Raw genomic sequence first — 26,091 nt, forward strand, 5'->3', positions numbered from 1 at the left:
ACGTAGGTCGCGAACCTCCAGACTCCCCTGACAAGGTTGTCAGAGCGCACCCAAGACGATCACTGGCAAGGGAGCTGGGACGTATGCGCAGGAGAGTGCGGTCCGCTGTGGCGACGCTCGCCGCAGCCGCCGGCATCGCGGGTGTGATGGTCCAGACCGGGTCCGCCGGGACGGTGCAGGACTACCCGGAGTTCCCCTACCCCGTCACGAACTACCAGGAGGACAACCGCGGCCAGTTCCACTTCAGCTCGCGCGGCGGCTGGATCAACGACGTCAACGCGCCGCTCTACTACGACGGCGAGTACCACCTCTACTACCAGCACAACCCGCACGGCCTGCAGTGGGACACCATGCACTGGGGCCACGCGACGAGCACCGACCTGGTGCACTGGAAGCAGCAGCCGATCGCGCTGGAGCCCGGCGTCCACCCCGGCGACCTGTGGTCCGGCGGCGGCGTCGTCGACACCGGCAACGTCAGCGGCCTGAAGGACGGCGACGACGACCCGATCGTCGTCTACTCCGGCACCAACGGCGTCCAGATCTTCTACTCCACCGACGGCGGCGACACGTTCCAGACCTACGACGGCGGCCGGAAGGTCGTCGTCCCACAGGGCACCAGCCGCGACCCGAAGGTCTTCTGGGACGAGGCGACCGGCACCTGGGGCCTGGTGGTCTGGTCCGACGCGCCGGGCGGCAACGGCGTCGACTTCTACACGTCCGACGACCTGCTGACCTGGACGCACGCCTCGCGGTACAACGCCGGCTGGCTGTTCGAGTGCCCCGACTTCGTCCCGATGCCGCTCGACGGCGACCCCGCGAACGTCAAGTGGGTGCTCAACGACGGCGCCGGCGAGTACGTCGTCGGCGAGTGGGACGGCACCGGCTTCACCGCCGACGACCCCGCGCCGCAGAAGTTCAACCAGGTCGACACGTTCGCCGGCAGCAGCTACTACGCCGGCCTGACCTTCACGAACCTGCCCGACGACCGCGTCGTCTCGATGGCCTGGCAGGGCCAGAACGGCGGCACCGTCTGGACCGGCAACCACACGTTCCCGGTCGAGATGCGGCTGGAGACGGTGGACGGCCGGCCGGCCGTGCTCAGCACGCCGGTCGACGAGATCGAGACGCTGCGCTCGGACACACAGACCTGGAAGGCGCGCATGCTCGACGGCCCGCGCGCGGCCGAGCTGCTGGCCGGCGTCGAGGCCGACACCGTCGAGATCGAGGCCGAGTTCGAGGTCGTCGGCCGGACGCCGGCCCGGTTCGGGTTCCGCCTCGGCACCGGCGAGGACGGCTGGTTCGACCACGAGGTGATCTACGACTCCGCGACGCAGACCCTCGACGGCGTGCCACTGCCGCTCGAGGACGGCAAAGTGAAGCTGCGGCTGCTGGTCGACCGCGGCCAGCTGGAGATCTTCGGCAACGACGGACGGCTCTACCGCAGCCTCAACGTCAACTTCGACAGCATGCCCGGCGACGACGCCATGGAGCTCTACGTCGACGGCCGGGTGCGGCTGGCGAGCCTGGCCGTCCACCAGCTCGACTCGATCTGGGGCGGCGAGTCCACGCTCGAGTCCAACCTCGGCGGCCGGTGGTACTCCGACTCCGGCGTCTGGTCCGACGCGTCCGGCGGCAAGCAGGGCGCCAGCGGCGGCGACGCGTTCTACCTCAACACCACCACCGGCACCGACTTCACCTACGAGGCCGACGTCACGCTGAACTCCGGCGTCGCCGCCGCCCTCACGTTCCGCTCCAACCGCGACGCGAGCCGGCACTACACCGCCAACGTCGACGCGACGGCGAACGTGATCAAGCTCTGGCGGCCCGGCCCGCGACATCGCCACCTATCCGCTCGACGTCGAGCACGGACGCACCTATCACCTCAAAGTGGTGGCCGTGGGCCCGCGGATCCGGGTATACCTCGACGACGCCGCGGAGCCGGTCATCGACGCCGTCGACGACACCATCACCAGCGGCCAGTTCGGCCTGAACGTGTTCAACGGCACCGCCGTGATCGACAACGTGCAGGTGAGCGAACCGTGAGCCGCCGCTACACAGGAGGAACCGTCATGACCGCATTCCGACCGAGCCGGCGCCGGTTCGCCGGAGCCGTCGCCCTCACCGCCGCACTGCTCACGGCGAGCGCCTGTGGCTCCGACGACGACGGCGGCGACACCACGGCCGGCGAGGGCGACTCCGTCGCCGTCACACTCATCACCAAGGACTCGATCAACCCGTTCTTCGTCGCCATGCAGGACGGCGCGAAGGAGGTGGCCGAGGACGAGAACGTCGACCTCACCATCGCGGCAGGCGCCGAGGACGGTGACGAGGAGGGCCAGATCCAGGCCATCGAGAACGCCATCGCCGCCGGTGAGCAGGGCATCCTCATCGTGCCCAACGGCCCGGGCGTGAACCCGGCGATCGAGCAGGCCCGCGACTCCGGCCTGTTCGTCATCGCGCTGGACACCCCGCCCGACCCGGCCGACATCGTCGACATCACCTTCGCCACCGACAACTTCGAGGCCGGCGAGCTGATCGGCCAGTGGGCGGCGGCGCAGCTGGGCGGCCAGCCGGCGACCATCGCGCTGCTCGACCTGTTCAACGACAAGATCGTCTCGGTCGACTACAACCGCGACCAGGGCTTCCTGTCCGGCATGGGCATCGACATCGCCGACGACAAGCGCAACGGCGACGAGGCGGCCACCGGCGACTACTCCGGCGGCACGTACGAGATCGTCTGCAACGAGCCGACGGGCGGGGCCGAGGACGGCGGCCGCACGGCCATGGAGAACTGCCTGACCCGCAACCCGGACATCAACGTCGTCTACACGATCAACGAACCGTCCGCCGCCGGCGCGTACGCCGCCCTGGAGGCGGCCGGCGCGGCCGAGGACGTGCTGATCGTCTCCGTCGACGGCGGCTGCGACGGCGTCCAGGCGGTCGCGGACGGGCGGATCGGCGCCACCGCACAGCAGTACCCGCTGCTGATGGCCTCGGAAGGGGTCAAGGCGATCGCCGACATCGCTCGTGGCGGCGAGCCGCCGACGCCCAGCGACGGCCTCGACTTCTTCAACACCGGGGTGGCGCTGGTGACGGACACGCCGGCCGACGGCGTCGAGAGCATCGACACCACCGAGGGCGCGAACCTGTGCTGGGGCTGAGCACCGAACCGGGCGGGGCGGCGGCGGAGCTGGAGCGCCGCCGCCACTCCCCCGCCCAGCGCGTCCAGCACCTGCTGCACACCCACCCGGCGCTCAGCCCGGCGATCATCCTGCTGGTGACGTGCGTCGTGTTCACGCTGCTCAACGACCGGTTCGCCGCGCCGGGGGCGCTGTCGCTGCTGATCCAGCAGACGGCGATCGTGGCAGCGCTGGCGATCGGGCAGACGCTGATCATCCTGACCGCCGGCATCGACCTGTCGGTCGGCGCGATCGCGGTGGGCTCGTCCATGCTGGCCGCGATGCTCGCCGCCGAGCAGGGCGTGCCGGCGCCGCTGGCACTGGTCGTCGGCATCGCGGCCGGGCTGGCTGCTGGGAGCGTCAACGGGGTGCTGGTCACCCGGGTCGGGCTGCCGCCGTTCATCGTCACGCTCGGCACGCTGAGCGTGTTCACCGCCGTCGTGCTGATCTACACCGGCGGGCAGAGCGTGCCCGGCGCCGATCTGCCCGACGTGCTCACCTGGACCGGGACGACGTTCCCGCTCGGCGACTTCCGGCTCACCTACGGCGTGATCATGGTCGCGCTGATGTACCTGGTGGTCGGGTGGGCGCTGAGCCAGACCGCGTGGGGCCGGCACGTGTACGCCGTCGGCGACGACTCCGACGCGGCGCGGCTGGCCGGCATCCGGGTGAACCGGGTGCTGTTCAGCGTGTACGCGGTCGCCGGCCTGATCTACGGGCTGGCCGCGTGGGTGCTGATCGGGCGGGCCGGCGCGGCCAGCCCAAACGCGATCGCCGACGCCAACCTCGAGTCGATCACCGCGGTCGTCATCGGCGGGACCAGCCTGTTCGGCGGCCGCGGCGGCATCCTGGGGACGCTGCTCGGCGCGCTGATCGTCCAGTCCTTCGCCGTCGGGCTGTCGCTGGCCGGCGTCGACGACCAGTACCGCCTGCTCGCCGTCGGCGTCCTCGTCATCGCCGCGGTGTCGGTGGACCAGTGGATCAGGAGGGTGCGGGCATGACGACGACGCGGACCCCGGTGCTCGCCGCGCGCGGCCTGGTGAAGACGTTCGGCCGGGTCGTCGGCCTCGACGGCGTCGACGTCGACGCGTACGCGGGCGAGGTGCTCGCCGTCATCGGCGACAACGGCGCCGGCAAGTCGACGCTGATCAAGTGCCTCACCGGCGCGCTCATCCCGGACGCGGGGACGATCATCGCCGACGGCGCCGAGGTGACGTTCCGCCGCCCGCAGGACGCCCGCGACGCCGGCATCGAGACCGTCTACCAGACGCTGGCCGTCGCGCCGGCCCTCGACGTCGCCAGCAACCTCTACCTCGGCCGCGAGGAGCGACGTCCGGGCCTGCTCGGCTCGGTGTTCCGCATGCTCGACAAGCAGGGCATGCGGCGGCGCGCCGCCGAGGCCGTCCGCGACCTGGGCATCACGACGATCCAGAACATCGCCCAGCCGGTCGAGTCGCTGTCCGGCGGGCAGCGGCAGGCCGTCGCCGTCGCCCGCGCGGCGGCGTTCGGCAGCCGCACCGTCGTGCTGGACGAGCCCACCGCAGCGCTCGGCGTCAAGGAGTCGAACCAGGTGCTCGCGCTGATCGAGCGGCTGCGCGAGAACGGCCTCGGCGTCATCCTGGTCAGCCACAACATGCCGCACGTCTGGCAGGTCGCCGACCGCATCCACGTCCAGCGGCTGGGCCGGTCCGCCGGGGTCATCACGCCGCAGTCGCACACCATGGCCGAAGGGGTGGCGATCATGACCGGCGCCGCGGCCGCCTGAGGAAGCGGCGCCGGGGCCTTACACTCTGGTGCCGTGATGGCGGAGTCGGGGGGTCGGCCGCGGCGCGCGGGCCTGGGTGCCCCGCAGCTGACGCTCGCGGGGAGCGCGGCGGGCGCGGTGGTGCTGGCCGTGCTGGCCGCCGGCGGCTTCGACCCGCTGGAGAAGCCGGAGACCGACATCGCGCCGCTCGCCGCCGGTGAGACCGTCGACCTCGGCCCGTTCGAGCTCACCGTCGACCGGCTGCGGGTGGTCGACGAGCTGCCCGGCATCTCCGAGGGCGACGACGACACCCGCGTGCTGGCGCTGGTCGCGACGGTGGAGGCGACCGGGACGGCGACGGAGTACGGCGCGCTGCTCTCCGGCAGCGTCGCGCTGGACGGTGTGCCCGGGGTGACCGCCGATGGCGACGGCTCCGAGCCGGTACCCGCCGACGCCGTCCACGTCATGGCCGACGGCACCCGCCTCGACGCCGTCCAGCCGGGGCTGGAGTACGAGGTCGCGCTGGTGTGGGAGCAGGACGCGCGGGCCGACGTCCCTGCCGAGGCGCGGCTGGTGCTGGTCGGGCGGACGCTGCGGGAGAGCTCCATCGACCACACCCAGGAGTGGCTGGACCCGCTGCCCGTCGCCGCCGGCGACCTCGAGGTGACGGCGCCGCCCCCGTCAGAGGACGAGTCCTGATGGGCGGCCGCCGCGTCGCCCGTCCCCCGTCGAGCCGGCTCGGCCGGCTGGGCCGGCTGCCGCGCCAGGCGGCGTTCGCCGTCCTGCTGGTCGCGGCGCTGGCGACCGGGCGCGCCGTCGAGGGCCTGATGCCGGTCGACGAGGAGACGGGCGCGCCGTTCGAGCGGCCCGGCGACGTCGGCGACCGCATCGAGACCCGCTGGGGCGACGTCGAGGTGACCTCCGTCGCCGGCTCCACCCGCATCGAGGACCCGTCCGGCACGCCCCACCTGACCACCGGCGTCTACGTCGTCGTCGAATGGACGTACACCGCGGCCGGCGAGCCGCAGGTCCCGTCGTACGTCGCGATCCGCGACACCGAGGGCCGGCTGTTCCGCACCAGCGTCGAGCGCAACCCGTACAGCTCCGGCGGCGCGGCCCAGCCCGGCATCCCGCGGCGGCTGGCGGCCGCGATCGAGGTGCCCGCCGACGCCGTCGCCGGCGCGGAGCTGGTCGTCACGCTGCAGTCGAACCCGGAGAACCACCGCCGCGACGACCTCGCCGTCGTCGACCTCGGGCTGACGGCGGACGACGCCGGCGCCTGGGCCGCGTCGGAGGAGCCGATCGAGGTCGACGAGCCGGCCGACGGACCTGGGGCGGCGTCGTGAGGCCGCCGAGCTGGTGGCGGCGCAACCGCTGGGGGCTGGTCGCGCTGCCGGTGGCGGTGGCCGCGGCGCTGGCGGCCAGCTCGTACCGCGTCGAGGACTACTGGTGGCTGGAGAAGCCGCGCGACCTCGTCGAGGCCGGCGGCGGCGAGTGGGTGACGTTCTCGGCCAGCCAGTACGACCGCACCGGCGACGTGCCGTTCACCGTCCGGGTCCGGCTCGACGGCGTGCGCGCGGCCGAGGCGCCGCTCGGCGAGGACGACGCGCTGGAGCCGCCCGACGGCGTCCAGGCGGTCGCCGTCGACCTCTCTCTGTCTGCTGAGCCGGACGTCCCGCTGGCCGGCTGCACGCTGGTGGTCCGCGACGCCGACGGCACCGAGTACGCATACCAGTCCTCGTCGCCGTCGATCAGCCAGGCGACGTCGCCGTGCGTGCCGCCGGACGCGCGCGGCCCGGAGCTCGACCTGTTCGAGGGGATCGACCCCGACACCGGCCCGCGCCGCCCCGACGAGTGGTCCGTCAGCCCCGTCGTCCTTCTCCCCGACGGCGTCGAGGTGGCCGAGGTGGTGCTCAGCTGGGGGCCGCCGGACGGCCTGGTGATCAGCGCAGGCTGACGGCCGTGCGCGTCGCCCGGCCGAGGACGCGGTCGATCGCCGCGCCCAGCAGGCACACGACGGCGACGGTGCCGATGACGTGCGAGATCATGCTGGTGTGCGGGACGAAGGCCAGGTAGGCGCCCAGCGGTAGCGGTCCGAGCAGCTCCCGCCACAGCAGCTCGACCGCGTACTCCAGCCGCTGCGCGATGACGAACGCCAGCGCGAACAGCAGCATCGGCGCGAACCCCGCGACGGCGAGCCGGCGCAGGCCGCCGACCAGCGCGCCGAACCGGTCGCCGAGGCCGCCGGTGAGCTCGTTGCCGACTTCGCGGGCGGGCGTGTGCATGCGGCGGACCAACCCGCCGCGCGGCCGCCGGTGCGAGGCCTGGCGGCGCCGCTCGGGTTCGTGCAGTTGCTGCCCGTAGACGACCGCACCCACCGTCAGCCACGCGACCGGGATCACCAGCAGCGCGTCGGCGTCGCCGAGCAGCTCGAACAGCCACCTGCTCCCCACGTCGACGGCGTTGCCGACCGGGCCGAAGAAGTCCACCAGCGACGCCCACCCGTCGGCGACGGCCTGCGTGACCGCCCGCTCCCGCAGCCACGTGACGGCGGCGTCCTGGTGGTTGGCGAGCATGCGGGCCAGCGTGACCAGCCACAGCACCTCGACGTACGCGGCGACCCACGGGATCCACCGCATCGGCCGGCGCCCGGCCAGCACGCCGAGCCCGTACCGCAGCACGATCGCGATCGCCACCAGCGCCATCGCCAGCCAGCCGGTCGCCAGCGCCGTCCGGTTGACGTCCACCTCGCCGGTGCCCAGCAGCAGGTCGGGGTTGTTGAACAGCTCGTCTGCGACGGCCGTGTTCACGAACCGGAACGCGTCCTCTGACAGGTACCCGTACGACGCGTAGATCGCGAGGAACGGGATCATCACACTGCCGACGACGGAGACGACGCTCGCGTGCTGCCGCTGCCCCGGCTCGTCGCTCGCGCCCGCCGCGTCGTCGGCCGACCGCTGCAGCGACGGCAGCGAGTTCCGCAGCGCGTAGAGGGCCGCGATGAGGGCGCTCACCGCCGCCAGCGGGCCCAGGACCAGCACGAGCACCCCGAGCGTCCCGTTGAGGTCGCTCAGCTCGACCGCCGCCCACAACGCCGCGTACCGGCCGGCCTCGCCTGCGAACAGGATCGCCAGCAGCACCGGCCAGTGCCGCCCCAGCAGCGTCGCCGCCCTGCCCAGCACCGCGAACAAGTCGACGCCGGCAGACCGCAGCGTCGCGCCCAGCCCGGGCCGGCTCGGTGCCTCTGTCACGGTCATCGCAGGTCAGGATAGTGGGCAGAACGGGACGTAGTCCCGCCGCTGCCCGCAGCTTGGCACGGCTGGTCACCGCTCAGAATCGGGCATTCCGGGCATCCGCGCGATGACCAGCCTTACCAAGGCGGGGGTCAGCCGAGCCAAGGCGGTGGTCAGGGCGCGAGCGTGGCGAGGAGCGGCAGGTGGTCGGAGCCGGAGTGGTCAAGGATCTCGGCGCGCACGGTCAGCGACGGCGACGCCACGACGTAGTCGATCGGCTCGGACGGCGACGACGTCGGGTAGGAGGGCTGAGGCGACGACGGGGCCAGCCGCACCGAGCCGTCGTCGGGCACCCAGGACGACGCCGGGGTGTTGAAGTCGCCGCAGACGAGAAAGGGCGTGTCGAGGCCGCGCACGAGCGTGAGCAGGCGGTCCAACGCGGCGGCGCGGGCCGGGGCCGAGCGGCGGGGCAGGTGGGTGCTGCCCACCCAGAGGCCGGCCGCACCGACCGCCAGCTTCACCAGGACCACCGTCCGCGCCTCCGACGACTCCGACCCGTCGTACAGGCGCGGCGGCCAGCGCAACTGCCACTGCTGCTGCACCGCCCGGATCGGCGCCCTCACCAGCAGCGCGTTGCCGTAACCGCCCTGCGGCCCGGCGGAATCGCCGTGGTGGACGGTGGGCGGGAAGACCCAGGCGAAGCCGAACCGCTCGGCCAACGACGCCAGCACCGACGCGCCGCCCCAGGCCTCGTCGACCTCGACCAGCGAGACGACGTCAGGCTCGGTCTCGGCGATCAGGGCTCCAACGGCGTCGACGTTCGGGGCTCCGGCGTCGTCGCGCCAGGAGTGGATGTTCCAGTGCAGGATGCGGGTGTCCGGCATGGCTCGTCAGCCTAACCAGCGCCGCACCATAGGTTGGGGCTGTGACGCACGACCGCCGCATGATCGGCCTCGCCGAACTGGGCAGTTGGGACGGTCCGGGCGAGCTGGTCGCATTCCTCGGCGTGACGACCGGAGGCTCGCGCTCCCACGACGTCTTCCCCGGCTGGGCCGCCGTGCTCGGCCGGCCGGACTGGACGCTGCGCGGCGTCGACCTGCCGCTGACCGCACCGGACGACGCCTACGACGACCTCGTCGCGGCCGTCGCCGCCAACCCGCGGGTCGCCGGGGCGGTCGTGACCAGCCACAAGCTGCGCCTCTACCGCACCGGCACGGCCCGGGCCTGCCGCACCGACGTCCTCGTCGACCTCACCCACGAGGTGAACACGCTGGCCCGCACGCCCGGCGGTGTCGACGCGCACGCACGCGACCCGCTCGCGCTCACCGCCGTCCTGCGCGGGCAGACGCCGCCCGCCGACGTCGTCGTGTACGGGGCCGGCGGCGCGGGGACGGCGCTGCTGCTGGCGCTGACGCTCGACGTCGAGGCGACGCTCGCCGCCGGCCACCCGGCACCGCGCGGCGCACGACCGGCCACCATCACCGTCCTCGACACCGACGCCGCCGCGCTCGCCGCCCTGCGCGCCACGGCCGAAAGGTGCGGCGTCCTGAACGACCGCCTCCGGCTGCTCGACGCCCATGAACCGGCGCCGCCGATCCCAGAACACGCCCTCGTCGTCAACGCGACCGGCCTCGGCAAGGACCGCCCCGGCTCGCCGCTGCCACCCGGCGCCGTCCTGCCCGCGACGGCCACGGCCTGGGACTTCAACTACCGCGGCGACCTGACGTTCCTCGCCGACGCGCGGGCGTACGGCGCCACCGCCGTCGACGGGTGGGAGTACTTCGTCGCCGGGTGGGGCGCGGCGCTGACGGCGATCGCCGGCCGGCCGCTCACCGGCGACCTGCTGGCCGAGCTGGCCACGGCCGCCGCCCCGCACCGGCCCTGACGCGCAGGACGTCAGCCACGCAGCAACGCGTTGAGCCGGGCCGCCTGACGGGTCAGATGCTCGACCTCCGCGAGGGTCGGCGCCTTCGCGGCCGCCTCGGCGTACAGCCGGGCCGCCAGCGCCGGCTCGCCGTCGCGCTCGTGCAGGTACGCCGCCACCGCCGCGTACCGGGGCAGCGACTCGTCCAGCTCCGCGAGCGCCGCCAGGCCGGCGCGCGGCCCGTCCGCCTCGCCGACGACCACCGCGCGGTTGAGCCGGACGACGGGGCTGCCGGTCAGCCGCACCAGCTCGTCATACCACTCGACGATCTGCACCCAGTCGGTCTCGTCGGCCGCCGCCGCGTCGGCGTGCAGCGCCGCGATGGCGGCCTGCGCCTGGAACTCGCCCAGCCGGTCCCGGGCCAACGCCGCCTGCAGGATCGCCACGCCCTCGGCGATCGCCGCGGTATCCCACCGGGACCGGTCCTGCTCGGCCAGCGGCACCAGGCTGCCGTCGGGCGCGGTCCGGGCCGCCCGCCGGGCGTGGTGCAGCAGCATGAGCGCGAGCAGCCCGGCCACCTCCGGGTGATCGATCGCGGCCGCGAGCTGCCGGGTGAGCCTGATCGCCTCGGCGGCGAGGTCGACGTCGCCGGAGTAGCCCTCGTTGAACACCAGGTAGAGGACCCGCAGCACGGTCGCGACGTCGCCGGGCTGGTCGAACCGCACGTCCGACACCGTTCGCTTGGCCCGGCTGATCCGCTGCGCCATCGTCGCCTCGGGCACCAGATACGCCTGGGCGATCTGCCGCGTCGTCAGCCCGCCCACCGCGCGAAGCGTCAGCGCGACGGCGGACGACGGCGTCAGTGACGGGTGACTGCACAGGAAGTAGAGCTGCAGCGTGTCGTCCACGCCGGACGCGGGCCCGGGCGCGGGCTCGTCCTCGACGACGTCCTCGCGCCGGCGGCGGGCGGCGTCGGCCCGGGTCGCGTCGAGGAACCGGCGCCACGCGGCCGCGACCAGCCACGCCTTCGGGTCGCGCGGCGGATCGTCCGGCCAGGTCTCCAGCGCCTTGATCAGCGCCTCCTGCACGGCGTCCTCGGCCGACGCGAAGTCCGCTCCGCGCCGGACGAGGACGCCGATCACCGCGGGCACCAACTCCCGCAGCAGGGCCTCGTTCACTCGGTCACCGTGGGCAGCGGGCCCAGGAGTGGACGCAGCTCGAGCCACTCGTGGATCGGCTTCCCGCCCGCGCCGGGGGCGGCGGACAACTCGCCGGCCAGCTCGACGGCGCGCTCGTAGCTGTCGACGTCGATGACCATCCAGCCGGCGATGAGGTCCTTGGTCTCGGCGAACGGGCCGTCGGTGACCGGCGGCCGCCCCGCGCCGTCGAACCGGACGAAGGTGCCCTCGGGCGCGATGGCCTGCTCGCCGACGAACTCACCGGTCGCCTGGATCCTCGCCGCGAAGTCGACCATGTACTGCACGTGTGCCGAGATCTCCTCCGGCGTCCACTGGTCCATCGGCACGTCGTTCACCGCAGCCGGGGCGCCGCGGTAGTGCTTGAGCAACAGGTACTTGGCCATCGTGTCTCCTCGGTACGGTGCGACCCATTGTGGCCGCGTCCATCCCTGGGACGGAGCCGGGCGCGGTTTCTCGACATCGGCGTCAGGGCAGTCCGGCCAGCAGACCGAACGCCTCCCGTGCGGACGCGAGCACCCGCGGCGCGTACGCCTCCGGCGGCGCGCCCGACAGCGTCGCCCGCCGGAACGCCCCGATGACGACGCCGTGCGCGGCGATCAGCGCTTCGGCGATCACCTGCGGCCGCAGGTCGTCCTCGTCACCGTCGACGCCCAGCTCGCGCGCGACGTGCTCGCGCAGCGTCGCGGCGTACCGGGCGAGGATCCGCCGCTCCCGGGCCCGCAGCGCCGGGCTCGCGGTGACCAGCCGGGCCAGGACGGCCTGCCGCTCCTGCCGGGCTGGGTCGCCGCCGAATCCGGCGTACAGGTCCAGCAGGAACCCGGCGACCGCCGCGGCGACCGGCGTCCCCGGCGGCCGCGCGCCGATCGCGCCGACGAGCTGGGCCTCGAACCGCTGGTCGCCGCTGTAGACGAGGTCCTCCTTGGTGGCGAAGTGGTTGAACACCGTCTTCTCGGTGACCCCTGCGACCCGCGCGACCTCGGCGACGGAGACCGCCTCGAAGCCGCGCTCGGCGAACAGCCGCAGGGCCGTCGCCGCGACGCGCTCGCGGGTCCGCTGCTTGCGCTCGTCGCGCACACCGGCCACGCCTCCACCCCCGGGAACTCGTTACAGTCACTGTAGCCAAGAGAGGAGCCCGCCGATGCCCGTCCTCCCCGAACTGGAGCCGATGGTGGCCCGGATCGCCCATGCCCGCCAGTGCCCGGCCGACCCCGCGCAGAGCGTCGCCGACCGCCGCGCCGCCATCCACCGCGGCATGGACCAGCGCGCCACCACCGTCACGCTGCCCGCCCCGCCGCGGGTCACCAGCCGCGACCACACCGTCTCACTGGCGGACGGCGACCGGCTCACCGTCCGCAGCTACCACCCCGGCGAGGACACCGACGACGACACCGCGCCGCGTCCCGGCCACGTCTACGTGCACGGGGGCGGCTGGTGGCTCGGCACGCTCGACCACCGTGACGCGCTCTGCGCCGGCCGGGCCGCGAGCACCGGCGCCGTCGTCGTCTCGGTCGCCCACCGCCAGGCGCCGGAGCACCGCTACCCGGTGCCGGTCGAGGACGTCCACGCCACGCTGGCCTGGACGGCGGCACAGGCGGCCGCGCTCGGCGTCGACCCGGCCCGGCTGACGATCGGCGGCGACTCGTCCGGCGCGAACCTCGCCGGCCTCCCGCCCGCGCTGATCATGACGGCCGAGTTCGACGTCCTCCGCGGGGACGGCCGCGCCTACGCCGAGCGGCTGGCCGCCGCCGGCGTCACCGTCACGCTGCACGAGTGGCCCGGCCATGTGCACGGCTCGCACGACATGACCGCCGTCGTGCCGTCCGCGCGCGACTGGCAGGCCGAGGTCGACGCGTTCCTCAGAACGGCCGCGGCCGGCGGGGCGTAGTGTCGAGACATCCGGGAATCGCGACATCCCATCCTCGAGGTGCCTGCCACGCCGGCCCACCTTCCGTGGAAGGAATGTCATGGCCGTCTTCCGCCGCAATGGCGATGGCCCCGAGGAGTCGCTCGTGGAGCTGCCGCCACGCGCGGGCCGCGGCCGCGCCGCCTGGATCGGCGGCTTGGTCGCGACGCTCACCCTCGCGGTCCTGGTCGTGTTCACGCTGCAGAACACCGCCGACGTGGACGTCGCCTTCCTCTGGGTCGAGGGGCGCGCTCCGCTGGCGCTGGCCCTGCTCGGCGCCGGCCTCGGCTCGGCCGTCGCGGCGGCGCTGATCGGCGCGTCGCTCAGACGCGGAACTCAGTGGTCAGCGGGCAGCGATAGGGATCGCGACCGCGCAGCCCCACCCGGTTGAGGTAGCCGACGATCACCCGGTAGGCGCCGAAGAGGCTGGTCTCGGTGTAGCCGACCAGGTTCCGGGCGCAGTAGTCCCGCACGAGCGGCTGGGCCCGGCGCAGGCTGGGCCTGGGCATGCTCGGGAACAGGTGGTGCTCGATCTGGTAGTTGAGCCCGCCCATCGCGAAGTCGACCATCAGGCCGCCGCGGATGTTGCGCGACATCAGCACCTGACGCCGCAGGAAGTCGAGCTTCTCGTCCGGCGCGACGATGGGCATGCCGATGTGGTTCGGCGCGAAGGACGCGCCGAGGAGCAGCCCGAACAGCGCCATCTGGACGCCGAAGAAGGCCGCGGCCTTGCCCGGCGGCAGGACCAGCAGCAGCACGGTGACGTACCCGCCGAGGCGGAGGCCGACGAACGACGCCTCCCACCAGCGGTGTCGCAGCGGCTGCCGCCGCGTGATCGTCTGGATGCTCGCGACATGCAGCGCGAGCCCTTCCAGCAGCAACAACGGGAAGAAGAAGTAGCCCTGACGGGGCGTCAGGCGGGCGGCCAGGCCGTGCCGCGCCTGCGCGACGGCGGGGGTGAACGCCAGGACGCCGGCTCCGACGTCGGGGTCGGCGCCCTCCTTGTTCGGGTTGGCGTGGTGACGGCTGTGCTTGGACTGCCACCAGCCGTAGCTGAGCCCCGTGAACAGCCCGGAGAAGACCCTCGAGGTCCAGTCGTTCCACCGGTGCGAGGCGAAGATCTGGCGGTGGGCGCTGTCGTGGCCGAGGAAGCCGAACTGGACCAGGACGACCGCGAGCGCGGCGGCGAGGAGCAGCTGGAACCAGGAGTCGCCGAGGAACGCGAACCCCACCCAGATCCCCGCGAACGCCGTCACGGCCACGACGATCCTGGACCAGTAGTAGCCGTACCGCCGCCGCAGCAGCCCGGCGTCGCGGACCTGCCGGGCCAGTTCGGTGTACGTGCTGACGTGGCGGACCCGCGCCGGGACGCGGGCCGGCGCCGTTGCCGGCCGAACGTGTCCGGCCAGTGCCGGCGAATTTGCTTCGGGCGAGGGCATGATCGCCGCCCGTCTTCGGCCACGACGGCCGAGGGCTCGGACCGGCGCCGCCGGAGCCCGAAGGGCGCCGTACCGTGCGCCGATTCTCCTGAGTCTACCCAGTTCGCCCGGGACCGATGCGTCCCCGGAAACCCCGGTTCAGGCGAACCAGCCGGTCAGCTGTGCGGCGAGGACGGCGTCGTCGACGCCGTGCCAGTCGCCCGGGAGCTCGCGGTGCTCCCCCGCGGGCAGCCGCGACGCGACGTCGCGGGCGGCGCCGCGCAGGTAGTCGTCGCTGCCTCCGCTGCCGAGCACCAGCACCGGCGTCTCGACCGCGGCCAGCAGCTCGGCCGTCATCGTCGCGGTCAGCTCGGCGTCGTAGAGCAGGGTCGGCGCCAGCGCGACGATGCCGGGCCAGGCCGGGTGCGCGCGCAGCTGCTCGATCCACTCGTCCGGGACACCGATGGCGCGGTTGAAGAACTCGACGGCGGCCGCGTGCTCGCCGCGGCCGATCAGCTCGCGCAGCCGCGCGTCGAACTCCTCGTCGGCCGGCTGCCCGACGACGAACGGCGGCTCGAGCAGCGCGACCCGGCGGATCGGCAGCCCGGCGGCGGCCCCACGCAGCGCCACGGCGGCGCCGGAGCTGAACCCGTAGACGTCCGCCTCTCCGCCGGCCAGCGCGATCACCGCGGCGAGGTCGTCGGTCTCGCGGTCCGGCGCGAACGGCGCGGTGTCGCCGCTGTCGCCGCGGCCGCGCCGGTCATAGGTGTGGACGGCGAACCGCCGAGCCAGCGCCGGGATCGCGCCGGCCACCGGCCGCAGCCCGTGGAACGCGCCGGCGGGGTCGACGACGACCAGCGCCGGGCCGTCTCCCGTGCGGGTGACGGCGATGGGCGTGCCGTCGGCGGATCGTGCCTGCATCTCGACCACATCCTCAGATACTGAACTATTCAGTACTGTCCGTGTTTGAGTACTGTACAGTTCAGTTCATGGAGCGGGCAAGGGGTCGCGGCGCACCGAAGGAGCCACTCATCCTCGACGCCGCCCGGACGGTGTTCCTGCGCCGCGGCTTCGGCGCCGCCGGCGTCGACGAGATCGCCGCGATCGCCGCCATCTCCAAGGTGACGCTCTACAAGTACTTCCCCAGCAAGGAGGCGCTGTTCAGCGCCGTCATCCAGCGCGACATCGACGCCGCCGAGCGCCGCTCCGAGGACCACCTCGACGCGCTCGCGACGACGACCGACCTCCCCGGCGACCTGCGCGCGTTCGCGCGGGAGTTCGTCGGCACCGTCACCGCGCCGGACCTGCTGCGGATGCGCCGCCTCATCGCCACCGAGGCCGAGCGGTTCCCCGACCTCGCCCGCACTTGGGACGAGCGCAGCCGCATGCGCGGGCTGCGGACCCTGCGCCAGCTCTTCGGCGCGCTGGCCGGCCGCGGGCTGCTGGCCGGCGACCTCGACGTCGCGGCCGAGCAGTTCCTCTGGCTGCTGCTGGCGGGGCCGTTCAACGAGTCGCTGTTCGCCCCGGCCGGGACGCCCGCGCCGCGCGACCTCGACGCCCACGCCGACGCCGCCGTCGCGACGTTCCTCGCCGCATTCGGCCCGAAGTGACCTGATTTCTCCCCGATGTGACGGATGAGATAGCCAGTCAGGGCGGTTGTCACATACGGTCGAAGCGACGCTCCCCGTTGACGAGAGGACGACGATGTCCGACCGCCACGCCCTGGCCCCGCTGCGCCGCTGGCTCATCGATTCGGTCACCCCGGCCAAGCTCACCGTCGTGCTGATCGTGGCCGTGCTGATGATCGCGACGTCGGTCGCGCTGCTCAGCAGTCAGACGGACGGCGGCGACTCCGGCCTGATCGAGTTCGAGACCCCCGCGACCAGCTGAGGGCCGCTCAGGCGGCGTCGCGGTGATGCGTCGCCGATCGAGTCGTGGTGCGGATCCGGTACAGGCTGGTGCTCGCGGTCACGAACAGCTCGGTGCCGTCGTCGCCGCCGAAGCAGACGTTCGAGACCTTCTCCGGTACCGGCACCACCGCGACCCGCTCACCGCCGGGCGTGAACACCTGCACCGAGCCGTCGCTGGACGCCCACACCCGGCCCTCCTCGTCGACGCGGATGCCGTCGGCCGCGCCCGGGCGCACCGTCGCGAACACCCGGCCGTTCCCGCACCGGCCGCCGGTGACGTCGTAGGCGCGGATCGACCGCTCCGCCGGGTCGCCCGGCCGGTCGCCGGTGTCGGCGACGTACAGCACCGACTCGTCCGGCGAGAACGCCAGCCCGTTGGGGTGTTCCATGTCGGTGACGACGGCGGTCAGCTCGCCGCTCGCCTCGTCGAAGCGGAACACGTGGCAGCCGCCGTACTCCTGCTCCCCCGGGTGTCCCTCGCGGCCGCTCGGCTGGATGCCGTACGGCGGGTCGGTGAACCAGATCGCGCCGTCACCCGCCACGACCACGTCGTTGGGCGAGTTGAACCGCCGCCCCTCGACGGCGTCGACGATCGGCGTGACGACGCCGCCGACGTCGCGCTCGACCCGGCGCCAGCCGTGCGAGCACTGGACGACGTGGCCGTCGAGGTCGAGGGTGCGGCCGTTGGTGTACTCGACGCCGGTGCCGTAGACCGTCGTCGCGCCGGTCGCGGCGTCCCACTCGAGGATGCGGTCGTTCGGGATGTCGCTCCAGCGCACCCGGCGGGTGCGGGGCAGCCAGACCGGGCCCTCGGCCCACTCGGTCCCGGTGTACAGCCGCTCGAGCGCGGCGCCGTCGGCCAAGGGGCTCGTCACGCGCCCAGGATGCCAGCCGTCGCTCAGTAGACGCGCGCGCGGGTGGGCGTCACCCGCAGGACGGTGGAGTAGCCGTCCAGGAACTCCTCGCGCGTGACGCCGACGAGCTCCATCGTCGCGCGGTACTTGGCGACGTAGCGGTCGGCCTCCGGGCCGGCCAGCGGTCCCGGCTCGACGACGGCGTTGCCCTCGACCGTCAGCACGCCGCCGCCGGTGTCGTCGGTGCGGTCGAGCTCGAGGTGCAGCGACACCCGCGGGTTGGCGCCGAGGTTGCGGACCTTCGCCGCGTCCGGGCGGCTGAGCAGGGTGAACCGGGCGCCGTCCCACAAGAACCCGACCGGCGACGTCTGCGGCTGCCCGTCGGCGCGCACCGTCGTGATCCAGATCTCCTCCTCGGCGCCGAGCCGCCGCTGGGCGGTCGCGGCGGCGGTGTCGTCCAGGCCCGGGAGCATGACGATCACAGCAGCACCTCGGCGCAAGGTATTCCGCCCTGCCGGGCAGAGCTTGACCCTCACGTCGCGTCAGGCCGCATAGTCGTTGCCGTCGAGGATCACTGGACCGTGGGACACGTGGCCGAGGCGACCCGTCCACCGACGCGGTCGCGCACCTGCGCCGGCTGCGCGGCCTGCTGCTGGAGCGGCGTGATCGCGCCGGCGCCATGGTGGCGGCCATCGACAGGGAGCTCGAGGCACGGGCGAAGGGACTGAAGGTGACACCGGAGGAGCAACTGGAGCTGCTCGGCGCACGGCTGTACGACGCGATCGGCGGCGCCTACACCGCGACACGGCGAACCGAGCCGCGGATCGCCGCGCGGATCTGGTCCGCGCTCGGGGACGCGCGGACCGTGCTGAACGTCGGGGCCGGCACGGGATCCTACGAGCCTGCCGATTGTGACGTGACCGTCGTGGAGCCGTCGGCGGTCATGCGACGACAGCGGCCGGCCGGCGCGGCGCCGTGCGTGGCCGCCGCTGCCGAGAGCCTGCCGTTCGAGGACCGGTCCTTTCGACGTCGCGATGGCCGTTTCCACCGTTCACCACTGGGCCGACCCGCTGGCGGGACTGCGCGAGCTGCGACGTGTGGCCCGCCGCGTCGTGGTGCTCACGTTCGACACCGACGAGCCCGGCTGGCCGGACCGGTCTGGCTGACCCGCGACTACCTGCCCGAGTTCGCCGACGTCCTCGCGGACTTCCCCTCGCTTGCCGGGATGGCCGGCGCGATCGGCGCCCGCGCCGAGCCGGTGCCCATCCCGTGGGACTGCGCCGACGGCCTGTTCGAGGCCTACTGGCGCAGGCCGGAGGCGTACCTTGAGGAGCACGTGCGCCGGGCGATGTCGGTGTGGACGAGGGTCGGGCCGGAGGCCGAGCGGCGGGCGGTGCGCAGTCTCGGCGACGAGCTCGACTCCGGCCGGAGGGCCGAGCGCAACAGCGACCTCGCCGGCCTCGACGCGGCCGATCTCGGCCTCCGCCTGCTCATCGCCTGAGCCGCGTCTCGTCGTCCGTCCGGCCCGCGATGGGCTTGATGTCTGTATTGTGGGTCTCTCTTCCACGATGCAGGGAGGGACGTCGATGTTGCTGTTCCAGCTGGCCGCGTCCGTCGCCGTCGCCGCCGCCACGACCACCTCCGCGCCGGCGCCTGAGCCGACGCCCGCGCCTGCGCCCCCCGTCCTGGGGATCGTCGGCGAGCAGCAGACCTTCCACGACAGCGCGCTCGCGCCGTGCCCGTCCGGCCCGGTGCACATCGACAGCCCGCCGCGCGCGTTCACCGACTCCGACGGCGTCGTCCACCTGATCGTGGCCGGGCCGAACGGGCCGACCTACCAGTGGACCGGCTCCCCCGACGACTTCGCCTCCCACCCGACGACCGCGCAGCTGGACTGCGACATGGTGATGGACGGCTACGTCGGCGACAACGACCCGGCCGCGTTCGACCAGAAGATGTTCGCGCAGGCGCTGTACTACCGGGCGCCGTACGTCTACGCGTACGGCCACCAGGACTACTTCGGCACCCGCACCGCCGAGCCCGGCTGCCACCGCTCCGGCGTCGTCGACGGGCTGCCGTACTGCTGGTACTCGGCGGTGTCGGTGTGGAAGGCGCGGGTCTCGACGTCGTCGACGGAGCTGGCGTTCCACCGCGCGCGGGCCACCCCGCAGCACGTCGCGATCTTCCCGAACATCGCCTACCCCGGCCACGACCAGACCCCGAAGGCCGGCTGGATCGGCTACGGCTCACCGTCGAACATGATCGCCGGCCGCGACGCGCAGGGCCGGCCCGACGGCACGTACTACCTGTTCGCCTACACCAGCACCGGCGGCGGCGGTCAGCCCAAGGGCGTGTGCCTGTTCCGCTCCACCGACCCCACCCGCGTCAACAGCTGGCGCGCCTGGACGGGCACCGGGTTCACCCAGCACCTGCGCGACCCGTACCGGTTCTCGAACCAGCCGTGCACCGTCGTCAACCCGTCGGTGTTCCGCTCCGCCGTCCGCACCGTCGTCTACCACCCCGAGTCGCGCCACTACATCGCCTTCGTCACCGACTCCCAGGGCGTCAAGTACGCGACCTCGCGCGACCTGCTGACGTGGAACGAGCCGCAGCTGCTGAGCGCCGACCAGATCAGCGGCTACCCGTCCGTCTTCGACTGGGACGGCGGCACCGGCCCGGGCGCCAACTTCGACCTCTTCACCGACGGCGGGCGCGGCTACCTCTACTTCCGCACCTCGGTCGCCTGGGGCCACACTCAGATCAACCGGCTCGGCCTGGACGTCACCAACTACTGACGCCGCCCAGCCGACGGCCACACCCCGCCCCACCGTTGATCATGGAGAAGGTCGGCTTCCTGCTGCCCTGGAACCCGACCTTCTCCATGATCAACTCGGCTCGTGGTCTCACATTCTGGTTGAATTCTGTTCACGATGTGAGATCACACGGGATTCCGTTTGGAGACCACTGGTCCAATGCGGAAGATGGACGCATGTCTCGCGCTTCGTCCGACATCGCCCGCTTCATGACCTCGGCCGCCTGCGGCCGCGGCATGGGCCTGTGTCGCATGCGAATGCGCCGCTGCCGCTGACGCACATCTGAGCGTCGACTTCGCGGCACGCCTCCCACCGGAGCCGGCCGACGGTTCCACTGCGCCCACCCCGCGCGCCCTTCACCCTCACCAAGGAGACACGCACGCCATGAACCGCCGCATCACCCTGACCCTCACCGCCGCCGGAGCCGCCGCCGTCCTGGCCGCGTGCGGCGGAGGCGACACCGAGACCGCGTCCGGCGATTCCGGCGACCCGATCCGCATCGGCGTCGTCGGCTCGAGCGAGGACTACTGGACGGCCTTCACCGAGCTCGCCGACGAGGAAGGCATCGACGTCGAGCTGGTGAACTTCACCGACTACACGCAGCCCAACCCGGCGCTCTCGCAGGGCCAGCTCGACCTCAACCAGTTCCAGCACCTGCAGTACCTGGCCGCCTACAACGTCGCGAACGACGACGACCTGACGCCGATCGGCGCGACCGCGATCTACCCGCTCGGCCTGTACTCGCAGCAGCACCAGTCGCTCGAGGACATCCCCGAGGGCGGCGAGGTCGCGATCCCGAACGACGAGACCAACCAGGCCCGCGCGCTGCTCGTCCTGCAGGACGCCGGCCTGATCACGCTCGAGGGCGGCGGCAGCTCGACGTCGCTGCCGTCGGACGTCGTCGAGGAGGAGTCGCGGGTCAGCGTCACGCCGGTCGCCGCGGAGCAGACGGCGACCGCGCTCAACAGCGTCGACGCGTCGGTGATCAACAACGACTTCGTCGCCGACGCCGGCCTGGAGCCGACGGACGCCCTGTACCAGGACCAGGCCGACAGCCCGGGCGCCCGCCCGTACATCAACGTGTGGGTCGCGCGGTCCGACGAGGTCGACAACGAGACGTTCCAGCGGCTGGTCGAGCTGTACCACTCGCCGGAGGTCGAGGAGGCGTCGTCGCAGGCGTCCGGCGGCACGGCGGTGTTCACCGACAACCCGTCCGATGAGCTGTCGGAGATCCTCGACGGCATCCAGACGGACCTCGCCGCGCACTGATGGCACCCCTGATCAGCTTCCAGGACGTCAGCAAGGTCTTCGGGTCCGGCGACCGCGCCGTTCGCGCCGTCGACGGCGTGACGCTGGACGTCGAGGCCGGCGAGATCTTCGGCGTCATCGGGTACTCCGGCGCCGGCAAGAGCACGCTGGTCCGGCTGGTCAACGCGCTGGAGACGGTGACGTCCGGCCGCCTGCTGGTCGACGGGCAGGACGTCACCGCGCTGCGTGAGGCCGAGCTGCGACGCGTCCGGGCCGGCATCGGCATGGTGTTCCAGCAGTTCAACCTGCTGAACTCGCGCACCGTCGCCGGCAACGTCGGGTACCCGCTCAGGGTGGCCGGCTGGCCGCGCGAGCGGCGAGCGGCGCGGGTCGCCGAGCTGCTCGACTACGTCGGCATCGCGGACAAGGCGAAGGCCTACCCGCGCCAGCTGTCCGGCGGGCAGAAGCAGCGGGTCGGCATCGCCAGGGCGCTCGCGACGGAACCGCGGATCCTGCTCGCCGACGAGGCCACCAGCGCGCTCGACCCGGACACCACGCAGGACGTGCTCGCGCTGCTGCGCCGGGTCAACCGCGAGCTGGGCGTCACCGTCGTCGTCATCACGCACGAGATGGACGTCATCCGCTCGCTCGCGCACCGGGTCGCCGTCATGGAGGCTGGGAAGGTGGTCGAGCACGGCCCGGTCTACGACGTGTTCGCTGCGCCGCGCGAACGGGCCACCCGCCGGTTCGTCGCGACGACGCTCAAGGACCGGCCGACGCCGGAGGCGCTGGCGCGGCTGCGGCACCGGCACCCGGGCCGGATCATCACCGTCGGCATCCGCGAGGGCGACGGCGGCAGCGTCGACGTCACCGCCGCGCTGCGGGCGCACGGCGTCGACGGGACGATCGTGTTCGGCGGCATCACCGAGATCGACGAGCGCCCGTTCGGCTCGCTGACGCTGGAGCTGACCGGGCCCGACGCGGCCATCGACGCGCTGGTCGCGGACCTGCGCGGCCGCACCGACGTCGACGACCTCGGGAACGCGGGGGTGGCGGCGTGAACCGCGACTGGTCCGAGCTGTCGCCGCTGCTGTGGGAGTCGGTGCGCGAGACGCTCTACATCGTCGGCGTGACGGTGGGGGTGGGCGGCGTGCTGGGGCTGGTGCTCGGCGTGCTGCTGTACGCGACCCGGCGCGGCAACCTGCTGCAGAACGTCGTCGTCTTCACCGTGCTGAACGTCGCGGTGAACATCGTGCGGCCGATCCCGTTCATCATCTTCATCACCGCGGTCGGGCCCGTGACGCTGGCCGTCGTCGGCACCACGATCGGCAACCAGGCGGTCATCTTCGCCATGTCGATCATGGCGACGTTCGTCACCGCCCGCATCGTCGAGCAGAACCTCGTCGCGACCGATCCGGGCGTCATCGAGGCGGCCCGGGCGATGGGCGCGTCGCGGCTGCGGATCCTGGTGACGGTGCTGGTACCGGAGGCGCTCGCGCCGCTGATCCTCGGCTTCACGTTCCTCGTCATCGGCATCGTGGACATGTCCGCGCTGGCCGGCTACGTGGGCGGCGGCGGGCTGGGCAACTTCGCCATCGTGTACGGCTACCAGCGGTTCAACTGGGAGGTCACGCTGGTCACCGTCCTGGTGATCATCGGCATGGTGCAGCTGGCGCAGCTGCTCGGGAACTGGCTCGCGCGCAAGGCGCTGCACCGATGAGCCGCAGGCCGTCCGCCGTCAGCCCGAGTCGGCGTCGACCTCGGCGTGATCGGCCAGCTCGTCCACCGTCGGCCCGTCGTCCTGGGTGAGCCGCAGCCGCCAGTAGCCGGCGAACGCGACCGCCATCCGGTCCACCCCGCGCTCACCGACCAGGTGCCGCCGGACGGTCCGGACGGCGGACGCCTCGCCGGCCACCCAGGCGAACGGCTCGCCGTCCGGGAAGTCCAGCTCACGCACGGCGTCGGCGAGCGCCGTCGACTGCCCGGCCGGGACGCCGTCGCCGCGATGCCGCCACGTCACCGGCGGCCCGTACAGCCCGTCGTGGTCGCCGTCGCCGTGCAGGACGAAATCGACGTCCACCTGTCGCTCCTCGGGCCGGTGCCGCCGGATCGAGCCGCGCAGCTCGCTGTAGGTGAGCCGCACGCCCGGCACGCGTGGCGCGGCCGCGTCACCCCGCCGCACCGGCGGCCTCCTCGAGGTAGGGGCGCAGCTGCTCCAGCGAGTACGGGATGGACAGCGGCGACGGTGTGTTGAGCCCGACGATCGTCGGGTAGTCGAGCACGGCGACGGTGCCGGGCAGCTGGTCGAAGCCGGGGATGTCGGCGAGGTCGCTCTCGTCGCCGCCGTTGACGAGGAACGCCAGCACGTCGGCCTGCAGCAGGTCCGACCGTTCCGGGCTGACGACGATGCGGGTGTCGCCGGTCGCCTCGCCCTCGTCCCTGACCGCCGGGTACATCGTCATGCCGAGCTGCTGGAAGAACACGCTCGACCCGTCCTGTTCGTCGGCCACCACGTAGATCGAGTCGCCGACGACGTACTGGGCCAGCGAGAACGTCTTTCCGGTCAGCCCCGGCAGCGCGTCGGCGACCGCCGCCACCTCGCCGTCGACGTCCGCGACGATCTCGTCGGCCCGGCCCGGCTCGCCGAGCAGCTCCCCCGCCGTCCGCACCAGGTCCTGCCACGGCGTCACCTGCAGCGCGTCCTCGCCGGCGATGGTCGGCGCGATGCCGGACAGCTGGTCGTACACGGCCTGGTCGGTGATCGAGTAGCTGCCGAGGATGAGGTCGGGCTGCAGCTCCGCGATCTGCTCGATCGGCGGGCCGTCGTCCAGCGACAGCGGCTCCGCGTCGGCCGGCAGGTCCTGCCACGGCACCCCCGACTCCGGCATGAACGCGTCGACGGAGTACCCGACCGGCTCGACGCCCATCGCCAGCATGACGTCGGTCCACTGCAGGTCGATGGTGACGATGCGCTCCGGCACACCGGTGACCTCCGTACTGCCGAACATGTGGTCGACGGTGACGGTCTCCGCGTCGGCCTCGGCGTCGGCGGAGGCGGCGGCCGGCCCGGCGTCGTCGTCTCCCCCGCAGGCCGCGAGGACCACAGCCAGCCCGACCACCACGGGAACCAACCGGACAGAAAGTATCATGAGGCAACCCTAACTTAGGGTCGGCTAAGTCCCCATGATCATCAACCTTTCGTGCTGCTATCACGCAATGCCGTTAAGTTAGGGCGGTTTTGCTGGCCCGGCGAACTTTGATCTTGTGGGTGGCGTGGCTGGGTGGGCGGGTCTGGTCTCGTCGTTTGGCTTTGAAGGTGTTCCGGGGTGGTTTCTTGACGCGCTGCGTGACGCGGGCTCGTCGTGGCGGGTTGAGGTCGCTGCTGATGGCGGCGATGGCCAGGACGCGCGTGTTCTGGTCGAGTCGGCCGGCGGTGATGGTGTCTCGGGTGACGCGGATGGTGATGGTGAAGGAGATCCGGCGCGGGTCCACGCCGACGGTGTCCGCGGCGTCGGTTCTCAGGGTGCAGAGGGCTTGGTAGGTGACGAGCAGGGCGTAGATCTCCTGATCGACGAGGTCGGGTGACTTCGAGCGCAGGATGAACCCGGCGCCACGCAGTCGGGTCTTGAGTTCCTGGTAGCTGTTCTCCGATTCCCACCGCTGGTGGTAGGCCTCGGCGACGGCTCGGGCGGGCGCCTCGGCCGGGTCGAGCAGGGTGGTGACGAGCCTGATATCGCTGATGGTGACGGTATCGCCGACGTGGGTGGTGACTCGGTAGTCGACGATACGCACCGGGTGCCGGGCATCGGAGGCTCCGGCCAGCCCCGCCGGGCGGCGGTGCGCCAGCGCTTCTTGTAGCGTTGCGCGGTGATCACTGACAGGTAGGAGCCGTCGTCGAGGATCTTCATGGCGGGGAAGTCGGCGTTGCCCTTGATCCGCCAGATCAGGTCCGCGCCGGTGCTGGTGGCGATCTGGGCGAACAACCGGTGACCGAAGTTGCGGTCGGCGAGCACCAGCATCCCCGGACGCATCGCACCGATCAGCCGCTGGGTCAGTTCCTGCTCGCTGTGCCGGCACGCGTCGAACACCGCGTCGATGATCGCGTGGGTGGCGCATTCGATCAGCGCGACCAGCCGCACCTGTGCGAACCCCGAGGGCGTGCCGATGTGGCCGAACGCGGCCACGTTGGCCGCGGTGTCGGCCAGGTCCAGGGCGGTGCCGTCGAAGGCGACCAGCCGCCGCCCGAACAGCCACGCTCCCGCCGCGTCGGGCGCCGCGCGTGGGCCTCGGACCCGGTCGAACAGCAGCCGCAGCGGCGTGACGCCCAGGCGTTTGCGGGCCTGGCACAGCGCCGACGCGCTCGGCACGACCAGCCCCCGCAGGTACCCGAACGTGCTGGTCAGCCAGCACATCACCATGCGGTATCCCGGCGGGGAATGCGAGTCGGCGCCGCAGAACACGCATAACCCGAGCACGAAGACCATCACCGTCCGGGCCGGCAACAGCCGCCGCCGCTGCTCGCGCACACCGGCCTGCTCGATCACCTCGTCCAGCAGCTCCGGACAAAGATCACTTTCCAGTGCGCCCAGACTCACCTCGCCCGATCGCCACGTGGCAGACTCAGAACTCACAGGGCCCTCCGGCAGACGATGATCTTCGACAATCACCGTTCTAACGGAGGGCCCTGCCCACGAACCCCACCGACACGCCGCTGACCAGCACAAAC

At 72.6% G+C, this 26,091-nt stretch carries 28 protein-coding genes and 3 pseudogenes; 18 read left to right on the forward strand and 13 right to left on the reverse strand.

What is annotated here, in order from left to right:
- Positions 1–146: 146 nt before the first annotated feature.
- The 7 genes and pseudogenes from BLV05_RS38800 to BLV05_RS27555 all read left to right on the forward strand — a co-directional run.
- Positions 147–1,523: pseudogene (locus BLV05_RS38800) on the forward strand (glycoside hydrolase family 32 protein); the annotation flags it as partial.
- Between the two features lie 546 nt (positions 1,524–2,069).
- On the forward strand, positions 2,070–3,161 hold the full coding sequence (locus BLV05_RS38805; RefSeq protein WP_046772829.1) for a substrate-binding domain-containing protein: 1,092 nt from the start codon (positions 2,070–2,072) through the stop codon (positions 3,159–3,161).
- Positions 3,149–4,180 (forward strand): ABC transporter permease, encoded by a 1,032-nt coding sequence (locus BLV05_RS27535; RefSeq protein WP_046772830.1) that lies wholly within the window; start codon positions 3,149–3,151, stop codon positions 4,178–4,180. Before BLV05_RS38805 ends, BLV05_RS27535 begins: the two co-directional genes overlap by 13 nt.
- Positions 4,177–4,944 carry an ATP-binding cassette domain-containing protein gene (locus BLV05_RS27540; protein WP_046772831.1) on the forward strand — a complete coding sequence of 256 codons (768 nt, stop codon included), beginning with the start codon at positions 4,177–4,179 and terminating at the stop codon, positions 4,942–4,944. Before BLV05_RS27535 ends, BLV05_RS27540 begins: the two co-directional genes overlap by 4 nt.
- A 33-nt stretch (positions 4,945–4,977) precedes the next feature.
- Positions 4,978–5,622, forward strand: coding sequence for a hypothetical protein (locus tag BLV05_RS27545; RefSeq protein ID WP_157524327.1), 645 nt, complete (start codon positions 4,978–4,980; stop codon positions 5,620–5,622).
- Positions 5,622–6,269 carry a hypothetical protein gene (locus BLV05_RS27550; protein ID WP_052763181.1) on the forward strand — a complete coding sequence of 216 codons (648 nt, stop codon included), beginning with the start codon at positions 5,622–5,624 and terminating at the stop codon, positions 6,267–6,269. Before BLV05_RS27545 ends, BLV05_RS27550 begins: the two co-directional genes overlap by 1 nt.
- Positions 6,266–6,880 (forward strand): hypothetical protein, encoded by a 615-nt coding sequence (locus tag BLV05_RS27555; protein ID WP_052763182.1) that lies wholly within the window; start codon positions 6,266–6,268, stop codon positions 6,878–6,880. The genes BLV05_RS27550 and BLV05_RS27555 overlap by 4 nt, the downstream gene beginning before the upstream one ends.
- Here BLV05_RS27555 and BLV05_RS27560 read toward each other — a convergent pair.
- Entirely contained in the window at positions 6,867–8,180 is a 1,314-nt protein-coding gene (locus BLV05_RS27560) for a hypothetical protein (protein ID WP_046772834.1), read from the reverse strand. The genes BLV05_RS27555 and BLV05_RS27560 overlap by 14 nt on opposite strands.
- 149 nt (positions 8,181–8,329) lie before the next feature.
- On the reverse strand, positions 8,330–9,040 hold the full coding sequence (locus BLV05_RS27565; RefSeq protein WP_046772835.1) for an endonuclease/exonuclease/phosphatase family protein: 711 nt from the start codon (positions 9,038–9,040) through the stop codon (positions 8,330–8,332).
- A 41-nt stretch (positions 9,041–9,081) separates the two neighbouring features.
- Here BLV05_RS27565 and BLV05_RS27570 point away from each other — a divergent pair, with 41 nt between their 5' ends.
- On the forward strand, positions 9,082–10,041 hold the full coding sequence (locus BLV05_RS27570) for a hypothetical protein (RefSeq protein WP_046772836.1): 960 nt from the start codon (positions 9,082–9,084) through the stop codon (positions 10,039–10,041).
- Positions 10,042–10,052: 11 nt separating this feature from the next.
- Here BLV05_RS27570 and BLV05_RS27575 read toward each other — a convergent pair whose 3' ends face one another.
- The 3 genes from BLV05_RS27575 to BLV05_RS27585 form a co-directional block, all read right to left on the reverse strand.
- A complete protein-coding gene (locus tag BLV05_RS27575) occupies positions 10,053–11,198 on the reverse strand; it encodes an RNA polymerase sigma factor (protein ID WP_046772837.1) in 1,146 nt (381 codons plus the stop codon).
- Positions 11,195–11,602 (reverse strand): YciI family protein, encoded by a 408-nt coding sequence (locus BLV05_RS27580; RefSeq protein ID WP_046772838.1) that lies wholly within the window; start codon positions 11,600–11,602, stop codon positions 11,195–11,197. The genes BLV05_RS27575 and BLV05_RS27580 overlap by 4 nt, the downstream gene beginning before the upstream one ends.
- An 82-nt stretch (positions 11,603–11,684) precedes the next feature.
- A complete protein-coding gene (locus BLV05_RS27585) occupies positions 11,685–12,302 on the reverse strand; it encodes a TetR/AcrR family transcriptional regulator (protein ID WP_046772839.1) in 618 nt (205 codons plus the stop codon).
- Between the two features lie 55 nt (positions 12,303–12,357).
- Between BLV05_RS27585 and BLV05_RS27590 the strand changes: the two genes are divergently transcribed.
- Complete coding sequence (locus tag BLV05_RS27590; RefSeq protein WP_046772840.1) at positions 12,358–13,104, forward strand: alpha/beta hydrolase; 747 nt, start codon at positions 12,358–12,360, stop codon at positions 13,102–13,104.
- 79 nt (positions 13,105–13,183) lie between these two features.
- Positions 13,184–13,513, forward strand: coding sequence for a LapA family protein (locus BLV05_RS27595; RefSeq protein ID WP_046772841.1), 330 nt, complete (start codon positions 13,184–13,186; stop codon positions 13,511–13,513).
- Here BLV05_RS27595 and BLV05_RS27600 read toward each other — a convergent pair.
- Together BLV05_RS27600 and BLV05_RS27605 are read right to left on the reverse strand one after the other, a co-directional pair.
- Positions 13,446–14,561, reverse strand: a complete 1,116-nt coding sequence (locus BLV05_RS27600) for a fatty acid desaturase family protein (RefSeq protein ID WP_082155841.1) — start codon at positions 14,559–14,561, stop codon at positions 13,446–13,448. The genes BLV05_RS27595 and BLV05_RS27600 overlap by 68 nt on opposite strands.
- A 138-nt stretch (positions 14,562–14,699) precedes the next feature.
- Complete coding sequence (locus BLV05_RS27605; RefSeq protein WP_046772852.1) at positions 14,700–15,461, reverse strand: alpha/beta fold hydrolase; 762 nt, start codon at positions 15,459–15,461, stop codon at positions 14,700–14,702.
- A 68-nt stretch (positions 15,462–15,529) separates the two neighbouring features.
- On the opposite strand from BLV05_RS27605, the gene BLV05_RS27610 reads away from it, so the two are divergent.
- Both BLV05_RS27610 and BLV05_RS27615 read left to right on the forward strand, forming a co-directional pair.
- The gene (locus BLV05_RS27610; protein ID WP_046772842.1) at positions 15,530–16,150 is read left to right on the forward strand and encodes a TetR/AcrR family transcriptional regulator; all 621 of its coding nucleotides are present in this window, start codon (positions 15,530–15,532) and stop codon (positions 16,148–16,150) included.
- A 94-nt stretch (positions 16,151–16,244) separates the two neighbouring features.
- A complete protein-coding gene (locus BLV05_RS27615) occupies positions 16,245–16,430 on the forward strand; it encodes a hypothetical protein (protein ID WP_046772843.1) in 186 nt (61 codons plus the stop codon).
- 7 nt (positions 16,431–16,437) lie between these two features.
- Here BLV05_RS27615 and BLV05_RS27620 read toward each other — a convergent pair whose 3' ends face one another.
- Positions 16,438–17,325, reverse strand: coding sequence for an SMP-30/gluconolactonase/LRE family protein (locus BLV05_RS27620; protein ID WP_197683351.1), 888 nt, complete (start codon positions 17,323–17,325; stop codon positions 16,438–16,440).
- Positions 17,326–17,348: 23 nt separating this feature from the next.
- Positions 17,349–17,777, reverse strand: coding sequence for a TIGR03667 family PPOX class F420-dependent oxidoreductase (locus BLV05_RS27625; protein WP_046772853.1), 429 nt, complete (start codon positions 17,775–17,777; stop codon positions 17,349–17,351).
- Between the two features lie 128 nt (positions 17,778–17,905).
- On the opposite strand from BLV05_RS27625, the pseudogene BLV05_RS27630 reads away from it, so the two are divergent.
- The 6 genes and pseudogenes from BLV05_RS27630 to BLV05_RS27650 form a co-directional block, all read left to right on the forward strand.
- Positions 17,906–18,805, forward strand: a pseudogene (locus BLV05_RS27630) (class I SAM-dependent methyltransferase); the annotation flags it as partial.
- A gap of 85 nt (positions 18,806–18,890) precedes the next feature.
- Positions 18,891–20,099 (forward strand): hypothetical protein, encoded by a 1,209-nt coding sequence (locus BLV05_RS27635; protein WP_046772845.1) that lies wholly within the window; start codon positions 18,891–18,893, stop codon positions 20,097–20,099.
- A 41-nt stretch (positions 20,100–20,140) separates the two neighbouring features.
- Entirely contained in the window at positions 20,141–20,392 is a 252-nt protein-coding gene (locus BLV05_RS36160) for a hypothetical protein (protein ID WP_152691128.1), read from the forward strand.
- Positions 20,393–20,501: 109 nt separating this feature from the next.
- Complete coding sequence (locus tag BLV05_RS27640) at positions 20,502–21,386, forward strand: MetQ/NlpA family ABC transporter substrate-binding protein (RefSeq protein WP_046772846.1); 885 nt, start codon at positions 20,502–20,504, stop codon at positions 21,384–21,386.
- A complete protein-coding gene (locus BLV05_RS27645) occupies positions 21,386–22,426 on the forward strand; it encodes a methionine ABC transporter ATP-binding protein (protein WP_046772847.1) in 1,041 nt (346 codons plus the stop codon). Before BLV05_RS27640 ends, BLV05_RS27645 begins: the two co-directional genes overlap by 1 nt.
- Complete coding sequence (locus tag BLV05_RS27650; RefSeq protein ID WP_046772848.1) at positions 22,423–23,085, forward strand: methionine ABC transporter permease; 663 nt, start codon at positions 22,423–22,425, stop codon at positions 23,083–23,085. Before BLV05_RS27645 ends, BLV05_RS27650 begins: the two co-directional genes overlap by 4 nt.
- 18 nt (positions 23,086–23,103) lie before the next feature.
- Here the strand turns inward: BLV05_RS27650 and BLV05_RS27655 are convergent, their stop codons facing one another.
- The 4 genes and pseudogenes from BLV05_RS27655 to BLV05_RS27665 all read right to left on the reverse strand — a co-directional run.
- Positions 23,104–23,547, reverse strand: a complete 444-nt coding sequence (locus tag BLV05_RS27655) for a siderophore-interacting protein (RefSeq protein WP_052763185.1) — start codon at positions 23,545–23,547, stop codon at positions 23,104–23,106.
- Positions 23,534–24,514 carry an ABC transporter substrate-binding protein gene (locus BLV05_RS27660; protein WP_082155842.1) on the reverse strand — a complete coding sequence of 327 codons (981 nt, stop codon included), beginning with the start codon at positions 24,512–24,514 and terminating at the stop codon, positions 23,534–23,536. The genes BLV05_RS27655 and BLV05_RS27660 overlap by 14 nt, the downstream gene beginning before the upstream one ends.
- Before the next feature lie 73 nt (positions 24,515–24,587).
- The gene (locus BLV05_RS36165) at positions 24,588–24,857 is read right to left on the reverse strand and encodes a hypothetical protein (RefSeq protein ID WP_157524329.1); all 270 of its coding nucleotides are present in this window, start codon (positions 24,855–24,857) and stop codon (positions 24,588–24,590) included.
- Between the two features lie 105 nt (positions 24,858–24,962).
- A pseudogene (locus BLV05_RS27665) lies at positions 24,963–26,032 on the reverse strand (IS4 family transposase); the annotation flags it as partial.
- Between the last annotated feature and the right edge of the window lie 59 nt (positions 26,033–26,091).

This window comes from Jiangella alkaliphila (genome assembly GCF_900105925.1).
Lineage (GTDB): Bacteria > Actinomycetota > Actinomycetes > Jiangellales > Jiangellaceae > Jiangella > Jiangella alkaliphila.

What these genes read in the sequence shown, in the direction of transcription:
- BLV05_RS38805 (WP_046772829.1), top strand. Translation starts at nt 2,070, where the DNA reads ATGACCGCATTCCGACCGAGCCGGCGCCGGTTCGCCGGAGCCGTCGCC.
- BLV05_RS27540 (WP_046772831.1), top strand. Translation starts at nt 4,177, where the DNA reads ATGACGACGACGCGGACCCCGGTGCTCGCCGCGCGCGGCCTGGTGAAG.
- BLV05_RS27550 (WP_052763181.1), top strand. Translation starts at nt 5,622, where the DNA reads ATGGGCGGCCGCCGCGTCGCCCGTCCCCCGTCGAGCCGGCTCGGCCGG.
- BLV05_RS27560 (WP_046772834.1), bottom strand. Translation starts at nt 8,180, where the DNA reads ATGACCGTGACAGAGGCACCGAGCCGGCCCGGGCTGGGCGCGACGCTG.
- BLV05_RS27565 (WP_046772835.1), bottom strand. Translation starts at nt 9,040, where the DNA reads ATGCCGGACACCCGCATCCTGCACTGGAACATCCACTCCTGGCGCGAC.
- BLV05_RS27580 (WP_046772838.1), bottom strand. Translation starts at nt 11,602, where the DNA reads ATGGCCAAGTACCTGTTGCTCAAGCACTACCGCGGCGCCCCGGCTGCG.
- BLV05_RS27590 (WP_046772840.1), top strand. Translation starts at nt 12,358, where the DNA reads ATGCCCGTCCTCCCCGAACTGGAGCCGATGGTGGCCCGGATCGCCCAT.
- BLV05_RS27595 (WP_046772841.1), top strand. Translation starts at nt 13,184, where the DNA reads ATGGCCGTCTTCCGCCGCAATGGCGATGGCCCCGAGGAGTCGCTCGTG.
- BLV05_RS27600 (WP_082155841.1), bottom strand. Translation starts at nt 14,561, where the DNA reads ATGCCCTCGCCCGAAGCAAATTCGCCGGCACTGGCCGGACACGTTCGG.
- BLV05_RS27605 (WP_046772852.1), bottom strand. Translation starts at nt 15,461, where the DNA reads ATGCAGGCACGATCCGCCGACGGCACGCCCATCGCCGTCACCCGCACG.
- BLV05_RS27610 (WP_046772842.1), top strand. Translation starts at nt 15,530, where the DNA reads ATGGAGCGGGCAAGGGGTCGCGGCGCACCGAAGGAGCCACTCATCCTC.
- BLV05_RS27615 (WP_046772843.1), top strand. Translation starts at nt 16,245, where the DNA reads ATGTCCGACCGCCACGCCCTGGCCCCGCTGCGCCGCTGGCTCATCGAT.
- BLV05_RS27625 (WP_046772853.1), bottom strand. Translation starts at nt 17,777, where the DNA reads ATGCTCCCGGGCCTGGACGACACCGCCGCCGCGACCGCCCAGCGGCGG.
- BLV05_RS27635 (WP_046772845.1), top strand. Translation starts at nt 18,891, where the DNA reads ATGTTGCTGTTCCAGCTGGCCGCGTCCGTCGCCGTCGCCGCCGCCACG.
- BLV05_RS36160 (WP_152691128.1), top strand. Translation starts at nt 20,141, where the DNA reads ATGGAGAAGGTCGGCTTCCTGCTGCCCTGGAACCCGACCTTCTCCATG.
- BLV05_RS27640 (WP_046772846.1), top strand. Translation starts at nt 20,502, where the DNA reads ATGAACCGCCGCATCACCCTGACCCTCACCGCCGCCGGAGCCGCCGCC.
- BLV05_RS27645 (WP_046772847.1), top strand. Translation starts at nt 21,386, where the DNA reads ATGGCACCCCTGATCAGCTTCCAGGACGTCAGCAAGGTCTTCGGGTCC.
- BLV05_RS27660 (WP_082155842.1), bottom strand. Translation starts at nt 24,514, where the DNA reads ATGATACTTTCTGTCCGGTTGGTTCCCGTGGTGGTCGGGCTGGCTGTG.